General features: G+C 71.8%; 17 protein-coding genes. 11 read left to right on the top strand and 6 right to left on the bottom strand.

What is annotated here, in order from left to right:
* Nucleotides 1-18 precede the first annotated feature (18 nt).
* Genes OG607_RS07870 through OG607_RS07860 form a run of 3 tightly spaced genes read right to left on the bottom strand, consistent with a single transcriptional unit; the run spans nt 19 to nt 2,565 of the window.
* Nucleotides 19-1,233, bottom strand: coding sequence for a CaiB/BaiF CoA transferase family protein (locus tag OG607_RS07870; protein WP_405720401.1), 1,215 nt, complete (start codon nt 1,231-1,233; stop codon nt 19-21).
* The gene (locus OG607_RS07865; protein ID WP_405720399.1) at nt 1,230-1,724 is read right to left on the bottom strand and encodes a MaoC family dehydratase N-terminal domain-containing protein; all 495 of its coding nucleotides are present in this window, start codon (nt 1,722-1,724) and stop codon (nt 1,230-1,232) included. Before OG607_RS07865 ends, OG607_RS07870 begins: the two co-directional genes overlap by 4 nt.
* Nucleotides 1,725-1,740: 16 nt before the next feature.
* Entirely contained in the window at nt 1,741-2,565 is an 825-nt protein-coding gene (locus OG607_RS07860) for an enoyl-CoA hydratase/isomerase family protein (RefSeq protein ID WP_405720397.1), read from the bottom strand.
* An 80-nt stretch (nt 2,566-2,645) separates the two neighbouring features.
* On the opposite strand from OG607_RS07860, the gene OG607_RS07855 reads away from it, so the two are divergent.
* Entirely contained in the window at nt 2,646-3,800 is a 1,155-nt protein-coding gene (locus OG607_RS07855; RefSeq protein ID WP_405720395.1) for a CaiB/BaiF CoA transferase family protein, read from the top strand.
* A 74-nt stretch (nt 3,801-3,874) separates the two neighbouring features.
* On the opposite strand, the gene OG607_RS07850 is transcribed toward OG607_RS07855, so the two are convergent.
* A complete protein-coding gene (locus tag OG607_RS07850; RefSeq protein WP_405720393.1) occupies nt 3,875-5,059 on the bottom strand; it encodes an amidohydrolase family protein in 1,185 nt (394 codons plus the stop codon).
* Between the two features lie 114 nt (nt 5,060-5,173).
* Here OG607_RS07850 and OG607_RS07845 point away from each other — a divergent pair, with 114 nt between their 5' ends.
* The 5 genes from OG607_RS07845 to OG607_RS07825 are packed head-to-tail and all read left to right on the top strand — an operon-like array spanning nt 5,174 to nt 8,868.
* Entirely contained in the window at nt 5,174-6,304 is a 1,131-nt protein-coding gene (locus OG607_RS07845) for an acyl-CoA dehydrogenase family protein (protein ID WP_405720391.1), read from the top strand.
* Nucleotides 6,305-6,333: 29 nt separating this feature from the next.
* Complete coding sequence (locus OG607_RS07840; protein ID WP_405720389.1) at nt 6,334-7,518, top strand: acyl-CoA dehydrogenase family protein; 1,185 nt, start codon at nt 6,334-6,336, stop codon at nt 7,516-7,518.
* A 23-nt stretch (nt 7,519-7,541) separates the two neighbouring features.
* Entirely contained in the window at nt 7,542-8,027 is a 486-nt protein-coding gene (locus tag OG607_RS07835; RefSeq protein ID WP_405720387.1) for a PaaI family thioesterase, read from the top strand.
* A 5-nt stretch (nt 8,028-8,032) separates the two neighbouring features.
* Nucleotides 8,033-8,458, top strand: coding sequence for a MaoC family dehydratase N-terminal domain-containing protein (locus tag OG607_RS07830; protein WP_405720385.1), 426 nt, complete (start codon nt 8,033-8,035; stop codon nt 8,456-8,458).
* Nucleotides 8,458-8,868 carry a MaoC/PaaZ C-terminal domain-containing protein gene (locus OG607_RS07825; protein WP_405720383.1) on the top strand — a complete coding sequence of 137 codons (411 nt, stop codon included), beginning with the start codon at nt 8,458-8,460 and terminating at the stop codon, nt 8,866-8,868. Before OG607_RS07830 ends, OG607_RS07825 begins: the two co-directional genes overlap by 1 nt.
* A 56-nt stretch (nt 8,869-8,924) precedes the next feature.
* Here OG607_RS07825 and OG607_RS07820 read toward each other — a convergent pair whose 3' ends face one another.
* A complete protein-coding gene (locus tag OG607_RS07820; RefSeq protein ID WP_405720381.1) occupies nt 8,925-9,734 on the bottom strand; it encodes a FadR/GntR family transcriptional regulator in 810 nt (269 codons plus the stop codon).
* A gap of 152 nt (nt 9,735-9,886) precedes the next feature.
* Between OG607_RS07820 and OG607_RS07815 the strand changes: the two genes are divergently transcribed.
* A complete protein-coding gene (locus OG607_RS07815) occupies nt 9,887-10,690 on the top strand; it encodes an enoyl-CoA hydratase-related protein (RefSeq protein ID WP_405720379.1) in 804 nt (267 codons plus the stop codon).
* On the top strand, nt 10,687-11,274 hold the full coding sequence (locus tag OG607_RS07810) for a DUF2889 domain-containing protein (RefSeq protein WP_405720377.1): 588 nt from the start codon (nt 10,687-10,689) through the stop codon (nt 11,272-11,274). Before OG607_RS07815 ends, OG607_RS07810 begins: the two co-directional genes overlap by 4 nt.
* On the opposite strand, the gene OG607_RS07805 is transcribed toward OG607_RS07810, so the two are convergent.
* Nucleotides 11,268-11,786 (bottom strand): PaaI family thioesterase, encoded by a 519-nt coding sequence (locus OG607_RS07805; RefSeq protein WP_405720375.1) that lies wholly within the window; start codon nt 11,784-11,786, stop codon nt 11,268-11,270. The two genes, OG607_RS07810 and OG607_RS07805, sit on opposite strands and share 7 nt — an antisense overlap.
* A gap of 89 nt (nt 11,787-11,875) precedes the next feature.
* On the opposite strand from OG607_RS07805, the gene OG607_RS07800 reads away from it, so the two are divergent.
* From OG607_RS07800 to OG607_RS07790, 3 genes are all read left to right on the top strand, one after another.
* Entirely contained in the window at nt 11,876-12,871 is a 996-nt protein-coding gene (locus OG607_RS07800) for an LLM class flavin-dependent oxidoreductase (RefSeq protein WP_405720373.1), read from the top strand.
* Entirely contained in the window at nt 12,868-13,695 is an 828-nt protein-coding gene (locus OG607_RS07795; RefSeq protein ID WP_405720371.1) for an SDR family NAD(P)-dependent oxidoreductase, read from the top strand. Before OG607_RS07800 ends, OG607_RS07795 begins: the two co-directional genes overlap by 4 nt.
* 103 nt (nt 13,696-13,798) lie before the next feature.
* Complete coding sequence (locus OG607_RS07790; protein ID WP_405720369.1) at nt 13,799-15,235, top strand: class I adenylate-forming enzyme family protein; 1,437 nt, start codon at nt 13,799-13,801, stop codon at nt 15,233-15,235.
* Nucleotides 15,236-15,258 lie beyond the last annotated feature (23 nt).

Genomic DNA, 15,258 nt, shown 5'->3' with positions numbered 1-15,258 from the left:
CCGTTACCTTACGGCGGATCAGATCACCTTGTCGGCGTGCAGCGCGGCAATCTCGGCGGGGCTGAGGCCGAGGGCCTGGAGCACGTCCGCCGTGTCGCCGCCGAGGGCGGGCGGCGCGGCGTAGGACTCGATGGGGGTGGCCGAGAACCGGATGGGGTTGCGCAGGAGGTCCAGGCCGTCGTCGGTTCGGACGCGCATGGCGCGGTGGGCGAGTTGGGGGTTGGCGAGGGCATCGGGGAGGGTGTTGACGGGGCTGACGGGGACGTCGGCCGCTTCGAGGTCGGCGATCCAGGCGGCTGCGGGGCGGGTGAGGAAGAGGGCGTCGAGGATGGCGAGGAGTTCGCGGCGGTGGGAGATGCGGGCGGGGACGGTGGCGAAGCGGGGGTCGGTGGGGAGGTCGGGGCGGTGGAGGGCGTGGCAGAGGGCGGCGAACTGCTGGTCGGTGGCGGCGACGAGGAAAATGTCGTGGTCGGAGCAGCGGAAGGACTGGGAGGGGATGCCGCCGTAGCCGCCGTTGCCACGGCGTTCGGGGACCTGGCCGGAGACCAGGTAGGACTGGGCGTAGTGGGAGAGGGCGGCCAGGCCGCAGTCGAGGAGGGAGAGGTCGATGTGCTGGCCGACGCCGTCGGCCGCGTCGCGGTGGTGGAGGGCGGCGAGGATGGCGTTGCCCGCGTAGAGGCCGGTGAGGATGTCGATCATGGAGACGCCGACCTTCATGGGCCCGGCGCCCGGGACGCCGTCGGGGAGGCCGGAGACGCTCATCATGCCGGACATGGCCTGGAAGACGCCGTCGTAGCCGGGGCGGCCGGCATAGGGGCCGTCCTGGCCGAAGCCGGTGATGGAGCAGTAGACGAGGCCGGGGTTGACGGCGGCCAGGGGCGCGTAGTCGAGGCCGTACTTGGCGAGGACGCCGGGGCGGAAGTTCTCGATGAGGACGTCGGATTCGGCGACGAGGCGGCGCAGCAGCTTCTGGCCCTCGGGCTTGGAGTGGTCGAGGGTGACGGACCGTTTGTTGCGGTTGCAGCTGAGGTAGAAGGCCGCCGGGTCCGGGTCGTCGCCTGGGGTTTCGAGGAATGGCGGCCCGTAGGCGCGGGAGTCGTCGCCGACACCGGGGCGCTCGATCTTGATGACGTCGGCGCCGAGATCGCCCAGCATCTGCGCGGCCAGGGGCGCGGCGAGGATACGGCTCAGGTCGAGGACGCGGATGCCCTCCAGCGCCCGGGGTGCGCTCATCGCGCTTCCGGTTCGTAGTCCTTGCCGCGGATCAGGCGTACGGGGGTGTAGACGAGGACTTCCTCGTCGCGCTGGTTGCGCACGCCGATGCGGCTGGTGACGACGCCCCGGGCGCCCTTGCTGGCCGGGCGGGAGCCGGTGGTCTCGACGACGGCGTAGAGCGTGTCGCCGACGTAGACCGGCTGTTTGACGGTCAGTTCCATGTGCATGAAGGCCAGGCCGGTGCCGTGCAGGACGTTGGTCTGGAGGACGAGGCCCTCGGCGATGCAGTAGATCATGCCGCCGGGGATGAGGCGGCCGGTGTAGCCGCCCTCGGCGGCGTGGGAGGCGTCGAGGAAGAGGGGCTCGTTGAAGCCGCCCCAGCTGATGAAGTTGACGAGGTCGGTCTCGGTGACGGTGCGCCGGGCGGTGCGGAAGGCGTGGCCGACCGGCATCTCCTCGTACGTCATGCCCTGGACGAGGGGCGGGGGCGTGGTGGTTGCCTCGGACACGGTTGCTCCTGGTTTCTCAGAGGGCCAGCGGGTTCTTCGCGGCGACCGCCGTGAAGTCGGGGGCGCGCTTCTCGCGGTGGGAGGCCACGCCCTCGGCGACGTCGTGGCCGCCGAAGCCGAAGAACTCCAGGCCGAGGGAGGCCTCGAAGGCGGGGGAGGCGGTGCGGTACCAGTGGTTGAGGGAGCGCTTGGTCCAGCTGATCGCGCTGGCCGAGCCGGCGGCGAGCGCGGTGGCGACGCGCAGGGCCTCGGCGTGGACCTGGTCGTCGTCCACGCACTTGGAGACCAGGCCGATCCGCTCGGCCTCCTCGCCGGTGAGGACTTCGCAGGTCAGCAGGTAGTACTTGGCCTTGGCCATGCCGCACAGCAGCGGCCAGCAGATCGCCGCGTGGTCCCCGGCGGCGACGCCGAGGCGGGTGTGGCCGTCGACGATCTTCGCCTTGCGGCCGACGATCGAGATATCGGCGAGCATCCCGATGACCAGCCCGGCGCCGACGGCGGGCCCGTGGATGGCTGACACGACCGGCTTGGAGCAGTTGATGACGCCGTAGACCATCTCGCGGGCCTCGCGCATGACGCGGGCGCGGACCGCGTAGTCGGCGGTCATGTCCTCGATGGAGTCGAAGGTGCCGCCTGCGGAGAACGCCTTGCCCGCGCCCTGGACGACCACGGCGCGGGTCTCGTCGTCGCGGTCGATCACGGGCCATACGTCGGCGAGTTCGCCGTGCATCCGGCCGTCCACGGCGTTGAGGTTCGGGGCGTCCAGGACGATGCGCAGCACGCCGGGGGCGGGGCGTTCGAACCGCAGGCGTTCGAAGGCGGAGTACGGATCGGTTGTCACGGGGTCTCCTCCAAGAGCAGGCGTTAAGCTAGATTAGTGTATCTAGTTCAATAATAAGAAGGCTTTGGAGGAGGTGGGCCGTGCGTCCGCTGGAGGGCTATCGCGTGGTCGAGCTGGGCATCTGGGTGGCGGCGCCGGCCGCGGCCGCGATGATGGCCGACTGGGGCGCGGAGGTGATCAAGGTGGAATCGCCCGGCGGCGACCCCAACCGCTACACGCTCAAGCACGTCGGCCAGGACGTGGACAGCGCGCCGCCCTTCGAGACCGACAACCGGGGCAAGCGCGGTGTCGTCCTCGACCTGCGTACGGAGGAGGGCCTCGCGGACCTGCACCGGTTGCTGGAGCGTGCCGATGTCTTCGTCACCAACCTTCGGCCCGGCGCCCTGGAACGCCTCGGCCTCGACCCCGACACCCTGCGCGAGCGGCACCCCGCGCTCGTCGTCGGCACCCTCACCGGCTACGGCTGGACCGGCGCCGAACGCGACCGCGCCGGGTACGACGTCTCCGCCTTCTGGGCCCGCCCCGGCATCGCCGCCATGCTCAACCCGGTCGGCGAGCCGCCCCCCGGCATCCGCCCGGGGCTCGGGGACCGCACCGCCGCGTCCAACCTGGTGGCCGGTGTCCTGGCCGCGCTGCTGCGCCGGGAACGGACCGGCGAGGGCGGGGTCGTCGATGTCTCGCTGCTGCGCTCGGGCACGTACGCCATCGGCAACGACCTCGCCCTGCAGAACTTCTTCGGCAAGCGCGGCCGCACCCGCCCCCGCACCGAGCACGAGTCCCCGCTCTACAACTCCTACCAGGCGGGGGACGGCCGCTGGTTCTGGCTGGTCGGCCTGGAGGGCAACCGCCACTGGCCCGGCGTGCTCGCGGCGCTGGGGCGTCAGGACCTAGGCGAGGACGAGCGCTTCGCCACGGGGCGCGCCCGGCGCGGGCATGTACGGGAGCTGATCGCGGTCTTCGACGAGGAGTTCGGGAAGCGTCCGCTGGCGGAATGGGCCGAGCGCTTTGATGTCCATGGTGTGTGGTGGGCACCCGTCCAGACCCTGGCGGAGGCCTCTGCCGATCCTCAGGCCGAGGCCGTCGGGGCGTTTGTCGAGCAGCCGGGGATGGGGGAGGGGCCGGTGCTGCGGACGGTGGCCACGCCGGTCGGCTTCTGGGGCGTCGACGACAAGCCGCGGGCCGGTGCGCCGGCCCTGGGGCAGCACACGGCTGAGGTCCTCGGGGAGCTGGACTGAATTCCAGCCCGTTCGCGGGTCGGCCCGGGGCAGCGGATTCGCTGCCCCGGGCCGACCCGCGTTCCGCCTGGCGCTCAGCGCGAGATCAGCTGCTGCGCGTTGTTGTACATGATGTCGTCCTGCACCTGCTCGGACAGCGTCGGGATGAGCTTGCGGAAGTCCGCCGGGTTGGCCAGGCCCTCCGCGTGCGGGTAGTCCGAGCCCATGACCAGGGACTCGTGGTAGCCGAGCCGCTGGACGAGGCTGGTCACGTCGTCCTCCGGGTAGGGGACGACGCGGATGTGCTTGCGGAAGACCTGGCTGGGCCGCTCCTCCAACTGGCCGCCGAGCCAGGGGCCGTTGCGGCCCATGCCGCGGCTCTTGTCCATGTGGCGGACGAAGTGCGGGACCCATTCGGCACCGAACTCCGAGACCAGGACGTTGATGTCGGGGAAGCGGCCGAAGAGGTTGTCGAAGATGAGTGCGGAGAGTGTCTCCTCGATGGGCCGCTGGCCGTAGGTGTTCATCCACTGCCACGCCGACATCCGGAAGTGGATGGGGTTGGGGTCGTGGCCCCAGGCCGGGGCCACGTTCGAGTTGTAGTAGAACTCGCTGATGTGGTAGCAGACGCTGGCCTTGGCCTCGTTGACCAGCTTCCAGAACGGGTCGAAGTACGGGTCGCCCGGCGAGCGCCCGTACATCGGGCCGGTGGGCAGCATGATGAAGCGCGCGCCCTCATTCAGTACGGTCTCCAGCTCCTTGACCGCGCTGGGCAGGTCGCGCAGTGAGAGCAGGGCGGGGGCGTAGATCCGGTTCTGGTGGTCGAAGCCCCAGACCTCGTTCATGTAGCGGTTGAACGAGCGGTAGTTGGCGTAGAGCGGCTCGACCCCGCGTACGTACTCCTCGGCGACCAGGGCCCAGCCGCCCGGGTAGATGATCGACTGGTCGACGCCCTGCTCGTCCATGACCCGCAGCCGGGCGTCCCGGTTCTGGTACGCCTCGTGCATCGGCTCGAACTGGTACGTCTCCTCGGGGTTGCCCGAGGCCATGGCCTTGAGCATCTCCTTCAGCGAGCCCGGCCGGTAGACCTGCCCGAACTCCGGCTCCAGGCAGACCACGATCCGGTCGCCGGCGAGGATGACCTCCCGGCCGTCGGCGAGCGTCACGGGTGCCACGGCCTCGCCGAGGAACTCCTTGGGGAGGTACCGGGTGAAGGAGTCCCGCTCCTCGTACATGTGCTGGTCGCAGTCGAAGATCCGCTTGCGCTGCTGCTCCGTCATCGCGGTGGTCCTCCCTCTGATCTGGCTGATGCGGCTCTGATCTGGCTCACTCAACTTATTGTGGTTACTATAATTATCTAACTCTATCTAGCCTGGCAAGGACTGGACTCCGGGATGGCCCACCACACACTCACCGGCACCTACACCGAGGAGCAGGACGAGCTGCGCAAGGTCGTTCGCTCCTTCCTCTCCAAGCACTCGACGGAGGCAGATGTACGGGACCTGATGGCCACGACCCAGGGCTACGACCCCGCCCAATGGCACCGCATGGGCGCCGAACTCGGCCTCCAGGGACTGGCCGTCCCCGAGGAGTACGGCGGCGCCGGCTACGGCTACGTCGAGCTGGGCATCGTCTTCGAGGAGACCGGCCGCGCCCTGCTCTGCGCCCCCTACCTCGCCACCGTCGCCCTCGCCGCCGAGGCGCTGCTGCGCAGCGGCGACGAGGCCGCCCGCAAGGACCTGCTCCCGGGCATCGCGACGGGGGAGACGGTGGCGACCCTGGCCTTCACCGAGGACAGCGGAAGCTGGGACGAGCGCGGGGTGGCCGCCCGCGCCCGGCGAACGGCCACCGGATGGGCCGTCACCGGCACCAAGACCTACGTCCCCGACGGCCACACCGCCGACCTGCTCCTGGTGGCGGCCCGTACGGATGCCGGGCTCAGCCTGTTCGCCGTCGAGGTGGGCGCGCCCGGCCTGGTCCGTACGCCGCTGGAGACCCTGGACCAGACCCGCAAGCAGGCCCGTCTGGACCTGGACGCGGTGCCTGCCCGGCTGATCGGGGAAGAGGGCGCGGCCTGGCCGGTGATCGAGCGGAGCCTGGCGACCGCCTCCGTGCTGCTGGCCGCCGAGCAGTTGGGCGGGGCATCGCGGGCTCTGGAACTGGCGGTGGAGTACGCGAAGATCCGGGTGCAGTACGGGCGGGCCATCGGCTCGTTCCAGGGGATCAAGCACCTGTGCGCCGACATGCTGGTCGAGGTCGAGTCCGCCCGGTCCGCCGTCTGCGACGCCCTGTGGGCGCTGGAGGCCGACGCCCCGGACCTGCCGGTCGCCGCCGCGCTCGCGCTGGCGTACTGCTCGGACACGTACACCCGGGTCGCGGGCGACTGCGTCCAGGTGCACGGCGGCATCGGCTTCACCTGGGAGCACCCGGCCCATCTGTACCTCAAGCGTGCGAAGAGCTCCGAGGTACTGCTCGGCACGGCCGCCTCGCACCGGGAGCGGCTCGCCGTACGGCTGGGCCTGTGACAGACACGATGTCGAGAGAGGAGCAAGGGGTGGAGCTGGACTTCGGGCCCGAGGCCGAGGGCTTCCGGGCCGAGGCGCGCGACTGGCTCGACGAGCACCTGGTGGGCGAGTTCGCCGAGCACCGGGGCGTCGGCGGACCGACCGACGCCGAGGCCTGGGAGGTGCGGCTGGCCTGGGACCGCGAACTGGCGGCAGGCGGCTGGCTCGGCATCAGCTGGCCGAAGGAGTACGGCGGCCGGGGGCTCGGGCTGCTGGAGGAGATCGTCTTCAACTACGAGTACGCGCGCGCCGCCGCCCCCTACCGGGCCACCTGCAGCGCGCTCGACCTCCTCGGGCCGATGCTCGTCGCGATGGGCAGCGAGGCCCAGAAGCAACGCTTCCTGCCCCGGATCCTCGACGTGAGCGAGATGTGGGGCCAGGGCTTCAGCGAACCCGGCGCCGGCTCCGATCTCGCCTCCGTACGCACCCGGGCGGAGCGGGACGGCGACGAGTGGGTCATCAACGGGCAGAAGGTGTGGACCACCATGGGCCACGTCGCCGACTGGCTCTACGTGCTGGTGCGCACCGATCCGGACTCCCGGCGCCACAAGGGCCTGAGCATGCTGCTCGTCCCCACCGACCAGCCGGGCGTCGAAGTGCGCACCATCCGCAACCTGGCCGGGCAGGACGAGTTCGCCGAGGTCTTCCTCACCGACGCCCGCACCCGCGCCGACCTGGTCGTCGGCGAGGTCGGCCAGGGCTGGCGAACCGCCATGGGCACCCTCGGCATCGAGCGCGGCGCGACGCTGCTGCCCCAGCAGCTCACCTTCGAGCGCGAGGCGGAGGCGCTGCTGGCGACGGCCCGCGCCAAGGCCGAGGCCGGGCAGCTCGATCCGGAGCTGCGCGCGCGGGTCGTCCAGGCCTGGACGTCGGTGCGGATCATGCGCACCACCAACCTCCGCACCATCGGCGAGCTGCTGGCCGGCCGCGACCCCGGACCCCAGTCGCACATCGCCAAGCTCTACGCCTCCACCGGCCACGTCCGGCTCGGCCACCTCGCCTCCGAACTCGCGGGCCCGGCGGGGCAGATCACCGGTTCCGGCTACGCGCTCGACACCCGCCAGCGCACCTTTCTGCTCTCCCTCGCCGAGACGATCTACGGCGGCGCGAGCCAGGTCCAGCGCAACATCATCGGCGAGCAGGTGCTCGGCCTGCCCCGTGAGCCGCGCCCGTGAGCACGACAGAGGGGAGCAAGCCCATGAGCATCGGCACAGGCCTCGCGGAGGAGGAGCAGCGGTCCCGCCGGGCGTGGTTCCGGGAGCGCTGGGAGCACGGCGTCCGCTTCAACCGCATGTGCCGTATGCGCGTGCTGCGCTGGGACGAACGCGGCGTGGAGATCGCCCTCCCCTACACCGAGCCGCTCTCCTCCCATGAGGGCGTCTTCCACGGCGGCGTCGTCTCCGCCCTGATCGACACGGCGGGCGGCGGCGCGGTCATGGCCGGCCACGACTTCGACAAGGGCAGCCGCATGTCCACCGTCACGATCTCCGTCCAGTTCCTCGCCCCGGCGCGGGGTCCCGAGATCGTGGCGTACGCGCTCTGCGTCAGGCGCGGCGGCCGCCTCCACCACGCGGAGGTCGAGGTCCGCGACCGCAGCGGCACGGCCTGCGCGCGGGGGCAGGTCGTGGTGAGCATCTCGGGGGAGCGGGCCGGAGTCGGCGAACCCATTCAGCGAGAGAGGTGAGGGATATGGCAGCGACCAGATTTCCCGTCGAGGCCGGGCACATCATGATGTTCGCCCGGGCCATCGGCGACGAGGAGGACACGACGGTGGCCCCGCCCACCTTCACGATGGCGTCCGCTCACTACGACCCGGACTCCCCGCTGCGGCCCCTGCCCGGCCAGGAGTGGCTCGGATCGGGACGCGGCCCGGGCGTGGCCGTGGAGGGCAGCGGCGGGCTGCACGCCGAGCAGCACTTCGAGTACCACCGGCCGCTGCGGGCCGGCGACACGCTCACGGTCAGTACGCGGCCGGGGCGCAGCTGGGACAAGGCGGGCCGGGCCGGGCTGCTGCGCTTCAGCGAGCAGATCACCGAGTACCGCGACGAGGCGGGCGAGCTGGTGGTCACCGCCCGCACCGTCGGCGTGGTCACGACCCAGGGAGAGGGCACCTGATGGCACTGCGAGCGGACGGGATCAAGGTCGGCGAGTCACGCGAGGAGGTGGTCGTCGAGGACCTGAAGCGCACCCGGATCGTGCAGTACGCGGGCGCGTCCGGGGACTTCAACCCCCTCCACACCGACCAGGAGTTCGCGGTCAAGGTGGCCGGCTTCCCCGGGGTCTTCGCCCACGGCATGCTCACCATGGGCCTGACCGGCCGCGTGCTCACCGACTGGGTGGGCCGCGACCGGCTGCTGCGCTACGGCGTCCGCTTCAAGGCGCCGGTGTGGCCGGGGGACACCCTGACGACGACGGTGACGGTCGAGAGCATCGACGGCCCGGTGGCCGAGTTCTCCGTGCGCACGGTCAACCAGAGCGGCGTCGAGGTCGTCACGGGCACGGCGGCGGCGCGCCTGGACCTGTAGGGCGCGGGGAACTGCGCGATCAGCCCACCACGGTCCGCACAATACGCACGGACCGCTCAGTCCCCGAGCAGGTCCAGCACCGTCTTGGGCCCGGCCGCGTTGACGTAGTCATCCGCGCCGGCGATGTGCCGCTGCCACAGCTTCTCGGCCTCGTCCGCCTTGCCGGCCTCGATGAGGCCGACCAGCTTCACGTGTGCCCGGTGGCCCTTGCGGGCCTGGGCGGTGGGGGTGCCGGTCTCGGAGACCTGGGCGACCTGGGAGGCGTTGGCGCGGTCGATGATGAAGCGGAGCATGCCGCTGAGGAGGATGAGGGTCTGGTTGCCGGTCAGCTCGACCAGGAGGGTGTGGAAGGCGTCCTGGGCGTCGACCAGGGCGAGCGGGTCCTCCAGCACGGCCTTCTCGGCGGCGATCGCTTCGCGCAGGCGGGCGATGTCCTCCGGGGCGTGCTTGGTCGCGAGCTGGCGGGCGCAGGGCGGCTCGATGAAGGCGGCGGCCTGGTAGACGTCGCCCAGCGTGGCGCCCCGGTACTCCAGGATCAGCCCGGCGTAGCGCGCGGCCACCTCGGCGTCGGGGGCGCTGACCCGGGCGCCGCCGTGGGCGCCGCGGCGGACGCTGATCAGGGCCTCGGACTCCAGCACGCGGAAGGCTTCGCGCAGGGTCGGGCGGGAGATCCCGAACTGCTCCATGAGCATGGACTCCGACGGCAGCGCGTCGCCCGGCTGGAGCTCGCCCCGGACGATCTGGCGGCGCAGCTGCCCGGCCACGAGCTCGGCGGTCTTGGGCACGCGGACCTGGCGGCCCACGGGCGCCCGGGTCGGGATGGGCAACGTGAAACTCGGCTGCGCACTGCCGGCGGGCTGGGCCACGGTACTTCTCCTCGTGCTCCATTTGCCGCGAATACAGCAAAATGAATCTTCCTAATGCAACAAGACTACCAGGGGAGGGGAAGCCCCCTGGTGTGGACCGGCCGTGTCGTATATAGATGATTCATCTATCTATTATGGGAGGCTGATCCTCCGTGACTCCACCCGAGCCGGTGATCCTCAGCGAGCTGACCGCCGACGGCGTGATGGTGCTGACCCTCAACCGTCCCGATCGCCACAACGCCTGGACGCTGGAGATGGAGCTGCTCTACAACGAGCTCTTCGACCGCGCCGAGTCCGACCCCGCCGTACGGGCCGTGGTCCTCACCGGCGCCGGCCGCAGCTTCTGCCCCGGCATGGACATGAGCGTCCTCGACGGTGCCTCCTCCGGTGCCCGCCCCTGGCCCACCGGCCAACTGCCGCCCCGCACCCGCCCGCTCGCTCTCCCCAAGCCGGTCGTCGCCGCCGTCAACGGCGGGTGCGCCGGGATCGGCTTCATCCAGGCGCTGATGTGCGACGTGCGCTTCGCCGTGCCCGGCGCGAGGTTCGCCGCCGCCTTCAGCCGGCGCGGGCTGGTCGCCGAGGACGGCGTCTCCTGGATCCTCCCCCGCGTCGTCGGCTACGGCCACGCGAGCGACCTGCTGCTGTCCTCCCGCCGGGTCGACGGCCCCGAAGCCCTCGCCATGGGCCTGGTCAACCGCCTGGTCGAGCCGGACGAGCTGCTGCCCGCAGCGGTTGCGTACGCGACCGAACTGGCCCGCGAGTGCAGCCCGTACGCGATGTCCCTCATCAAACGGCAGCTCCTGGACGACCAGGCCCGGGCCTTCCCCGACGGGCGCGACAGCGCGATCGCCCTGCTCGCCACCGCCAAGCGCGCCCCGGACTACCGCGAGGGCGTCACCAGCTTCATCGAGCACAGGCCGCCGCGCTTCGCCGGCCTGGGGGAGGTGCGCTCATGACGGACAAGGTGCCGCTGCACCGCCGTACGATCACCTTCGCGGCGTACGAGTGCGAGGACGACGGCGGTTCCATCGACGTCGAGGCCGAGCTGCTCGACCAGCGCCCCTGGGCGGAGCCGTACGCGGGCCCGGGAAGCTCGGTCGCGGAGCTGCACCGGATGGCACTGACCGTGCGGGTCCGGCTCGCGGACATGCTGATCACCGAGGCGCGGGCGGACATGGGCACCTTCCCGCACGCGGAGTGCCCCCGGATCACCCCCGCCTTCGAGGGACTGGCAGGCCTGAGCATCGCCTCCGGCTTCAACCGGGCGGTCCAGGAGCGCTTCCGCGGTGTCTCGGGCTGCTCGCACCTCTACGAGCTGGCGCGGCTGCTGGGGCCGGCCGTGGTCCAGGCGGGTATCTCCGCCAAGGCCCGGCGCCGCGTGGTGGGCAGGCCCACCCATGATCCCCGTACGACGGCGGGAGTGCTCAACAGCTGCCACATCTGGGCGCCGGACGGGCCGGGAGTGCGCAAGCTCGAAGCGGGCTGGCGACCGGGGACGGGGGTGTTCCCGGTGCCGCCGGTGGAGACCTTCGGTCAGTGAGGCCGGGCGTCCTGGCCGGCGAGCCACCGCTCATGGCGTGCGAAGTGGCCGTTGTCGCGGCTGACCCAGATGCCGGACGCGCGCGCGACCACGGCGCGGCCGGGCAGCAGGACCATCTCGCCGGAGATGTACCAGCGTGACCCCTCGCGGCGCTCCACCCAGGCGCGCACTTCGAGCGGTCGCCCGACCGGGACCGGTTTGACGAAGCTCACCGTCAGCTCGGCGGTGACCGACAACACGCGGTTGAGCAGTGGTACATGCCCCAGGCAGTCGTCGAGGACGGCGGCCGTCCAGCCGCCGTGCGCGACGTTCGGTCCGCCTTCGTGGTCCCGGGGGCAGGTGAGGGCGAACCGGACCGCCCCGTCGTCCTCCATGCGCTCCCGCTCGACGCCCAGCTTGCATCCGCCCTCCTTGCGGCAGGCGCCGCACAGCGCGACGCCACCGGCGGTGCGGGGCGGGTCCTGGAAGTCGGGCATGGCATCGGATGGGACATCGGACGTGGCATCGGACATGGCGGCACTCCTTGTCTGATTCAGTTTAATGCGTTAGATATAACAGAGGATTAAGGCTAGTCGCTACGACCCGATGGGAGCTGGCCGCCGTGAAGATCGGCCTCTGGTTCGACCTGCGCAACCCCCCGAAGTGGCGACAGGACCCCGCCCGCCTCTACGGCTTCACCCTGGAGATGTGCGAGGAGGCCGAGCGGCTCGGCGCCGACTCCGTCTGGTTCTCCGAGCACCACGGCTTCGAGGACGGCTACCTCCCGCAGCCCCTCACCTTCGCCGCCGCCGCTGCCGCGCGCACCTCACGCGTGCGGCTCGGCACCGGCATCCTCGTCGCACCGCTGCGCAAGACCGCCCAGCTCGCCGAGGAGGCCGCCGTTGTCGACATCATCAGCGGCGGCCGGCTCGACCTCGGCCTCGGCGCGGGTTACCGCGTACCGGAGTTCGAGCTGTTCGACGCGGATGTGACGGCCCGCTACCGCACCCTCGACGCACAGGTCGGCGAGCTGCGCCGGCTCTGGGAGAAGGGCGGCGTCACCCCCGCCCCCGTACAGGAGCGGCTGCCGATCTGGCTCGGCTACCAGGGCCCCAAGGGCGCCCGCCGGGCCGGCCGGATGGGCGAGGCCCTGCTCACCCCCTCGGCCGAGTCCTGGCCGCACTACCGGGACGGGCTCGTCGAGGGCGGCCACGACCCCGCCACCACGGCCCGGATGGCGGGCGGCTTCGAGGCGTACGTGACGGACGACCCGGAGGGGGACTGGCCGGTGGTCGCGCCCTACATCGCCTACCAGGTCGACAGCTACCGCCGCTACATGGTCGAGGGCACCGGCCAGCCGCCGCCGCGCCCCGTGGACCCGGACAAGCTGCGCCGGCGCGAGCCCCGGGGCCCGCTCTCCTCCTACCTCTACGGCACGCCCGAGGACGTGGCGGCGGAGATCAGGAAGCGGACGGCGGGCGCGCCCGTGGAGACGGTGTGGTTCTGGGCGTCGGTCGCCGGAATGCCGGAGGAGATGACGGCCCGCCACGTCAGGACGATATGCACCCGCCTGCGCCCGCTGCTGGCGGACCACGAACCCGGAGGAGAGGCGTCATGACCGGCAGACTCAAGAACAAAATCGCCATCGTGACGGGAGCGGCCTCCGGCATCGGGGCGGCCACCGCCGAACGCGTGGCCGCCGAGGGCGCGCACACCGTCGTCGCCGACCTCAACCTCGACGGGGCGAAGGCGGTGGCCGAACGGATCGGCACGGCGGGCGGCTCCGCCGTCGCCGTCGGCGTGGACCTCGGCGACGTCGACTCCGTACGCGCCATGATCGCGACCGCCGTCGGCATCTACGGCGGCCTCGACATCCTGCACAACAACGCCGCCGCCACCCACCTCGCCGCCCGCCTCGACCTCCCCGTGGCCGAAGCCGACCCCGCCGTCTGGGACGACACCTTCCGCATCAACCTCCGGGGCACGATGGCCGCCGTCCAGGCCGCGATCCCGCACCTCGTCGCGCGCGGCGGCGGCTCCGTCATCAACACCTCCTCCGGCGCCGGCCTCGCCGGAGACCTCAGCCACCCCGCCTACGGGGCCTCCAAGGCGGCCATCATCAACCTCACCCAGTACGTCGCCACCCAGCACGGCAAACAGGGCGTCCGCTGCAACGCCATCGCCCCCGGCTTCATCGTCACCCCCGCCAGCTCCGGTTCCGAGTACGGGCCGATCCAGGAGACGATGCTCCGCCACCACCTCACCCCCCGCCTGGGCCGCCCCGAGGACATCGCCTCGGCCGTCGTCTTCCTCGCCTCCGACGAGGCCGCCTTCATCACCGGGCAGACGTTGTGCGTGGACGGCGGGCTGCTCGCCCACCAGCCGTACGTGGCGGACCTGCGGGCGGTTTCGGAGAAGGGGGCGGAGGGGACCGATGACTGACGTCGACCGCCTCTGCGGACACGAGGGGACGACCGTGCGGCTGGCCGGTTCGTCCTCAATCGCAACCATGTCCCGGGTCCTCCCGGGACAGGGCTGAACCCCTGTGACCGCCACCTGGACCGCCATGGTGGCCCGCGCCTACGACCACCCCCGCCCAGCCGTGCGCTTCGGCGGCGTCACCTGGACCGGGCACGAACTCCTGGACCGAGCCGCAGGGGCCGCCGACTGGCTGGACGCCCTCGGGTGCGCCCCCGGTCGGCCCGTGCCGGCGCTGGTGGCCACCTCGGCCGAGGCGTTGGCCCTGGTGATCGGCGGCGCGGGGTCGGGGCACCCGCTCGCGCCGCTCGGCGTGCGGATGGCGCCGCCGGAGATCGCGGCGGTCGTCAAGGCGCTGGGCGCCCCGCTCGTCGTGGCCCAGGCCGGGTTCGCCGAACTCGGCCTCACCGTGGCGGAGCTGACCGGCTGCGGAGTGGCCATCCTGCCCGAGCTTGCCGAACTGCCCGCGTCCAGCAGGGTGTTGGCCGCCGCGCCGGACGACATCGCGGCCGTGCTGCACACCTCCGGCACCACGGGCGTCCCGAAGGCCGTCCCGATGCCGCAGTGGCGGCTCGCGGCCCGCGCCCGCGTCAACGGCGCCCTGTGCGAACTCGACCCGAGCAGCTTCTACGGCGGCAGCTCGCCCTTCCACCACATCGCGGGCCTGGGCAACCTAGCCGTCGCCCTGGCCGCCGGTGCCACCGTCACCGGGCTGCCCCGCTTCACGACCGAGGGCTGGGCCCTGCTCCGCGACATGGGCGCGACCCACACCAGCATGGTCCCCGCGATGCTGGAAATGCTGCTCGCGGCCGGCCAGGCGCATCAGCCCCACCTCCGCGTCCTCCAGTACGGCGGTGCCCCCGTCCGCCCGGAGACGCTGCGCCGTACGTACGGGGCGATGCCCGGCGTGCGCATGCTCAACATGTTCGGGCAGACCGAGGGCTCCCCGCTCAGCGTGCTCACTCCCGAAGACCACCGCGAAGCCGTCGCCGGCCGCCCCGAACTGCTGCTGTCCGTCGGCCGCGCCGCCCCCGGCGTCGAGCTGCGGATCGCCGGCGACGCCGGGCCGGACGGTGTGGGCGAAGTCCTCGGCCGGGCCGACCACCTCTTCCGGGTGGACGACGAGGGCTGGCTGCACAGCGGCGACCTCGGCCGGATCGCGGCGGACGGCTACCTCTACCTCTCCGGCCGCCGGAACGACATGATCATCCGTGGCGGTGAGAACGTCCACCCCCTTGAGGTCGAGACAGTCCTCGCCGCCCACCCCGGCGTCGCCGACGCCGCCGTCGTCGGCATGCCCGACGACCGCCTGGGGCAGACCGTCGTCGCCTTCGTCGTCCCCACGGACCCGGCCGCCCCGCCCCACCCCGATGCCCTCAGGACGTACGCCCGCGACCGGCTCTCCGGTTTCAAGGTGCCGGCCCGGTGGTGCTTCGTACCCGACCTGCCGCGCAACGCGAACGGCAAGATCGTACGGAGCCGCCTGCGTGAGACCACGGCCTGAAACAGCCGTCGCGCCCTGTCGCC

This window comes from Streptomyces sp. NBC_01537 (assembly GCF_045040445.1).
Classification (GTDB): Bacteria; Actinomycetota; Actinomycetes; order Streptomycetales; family Streptomycetaceae; genus Actinacidiphila.
The sequence above is the reverse complement of the archived record's forward strand: the minus strand, read 5'-3'. Positions and strand labels throughout refer to the sequence as shown.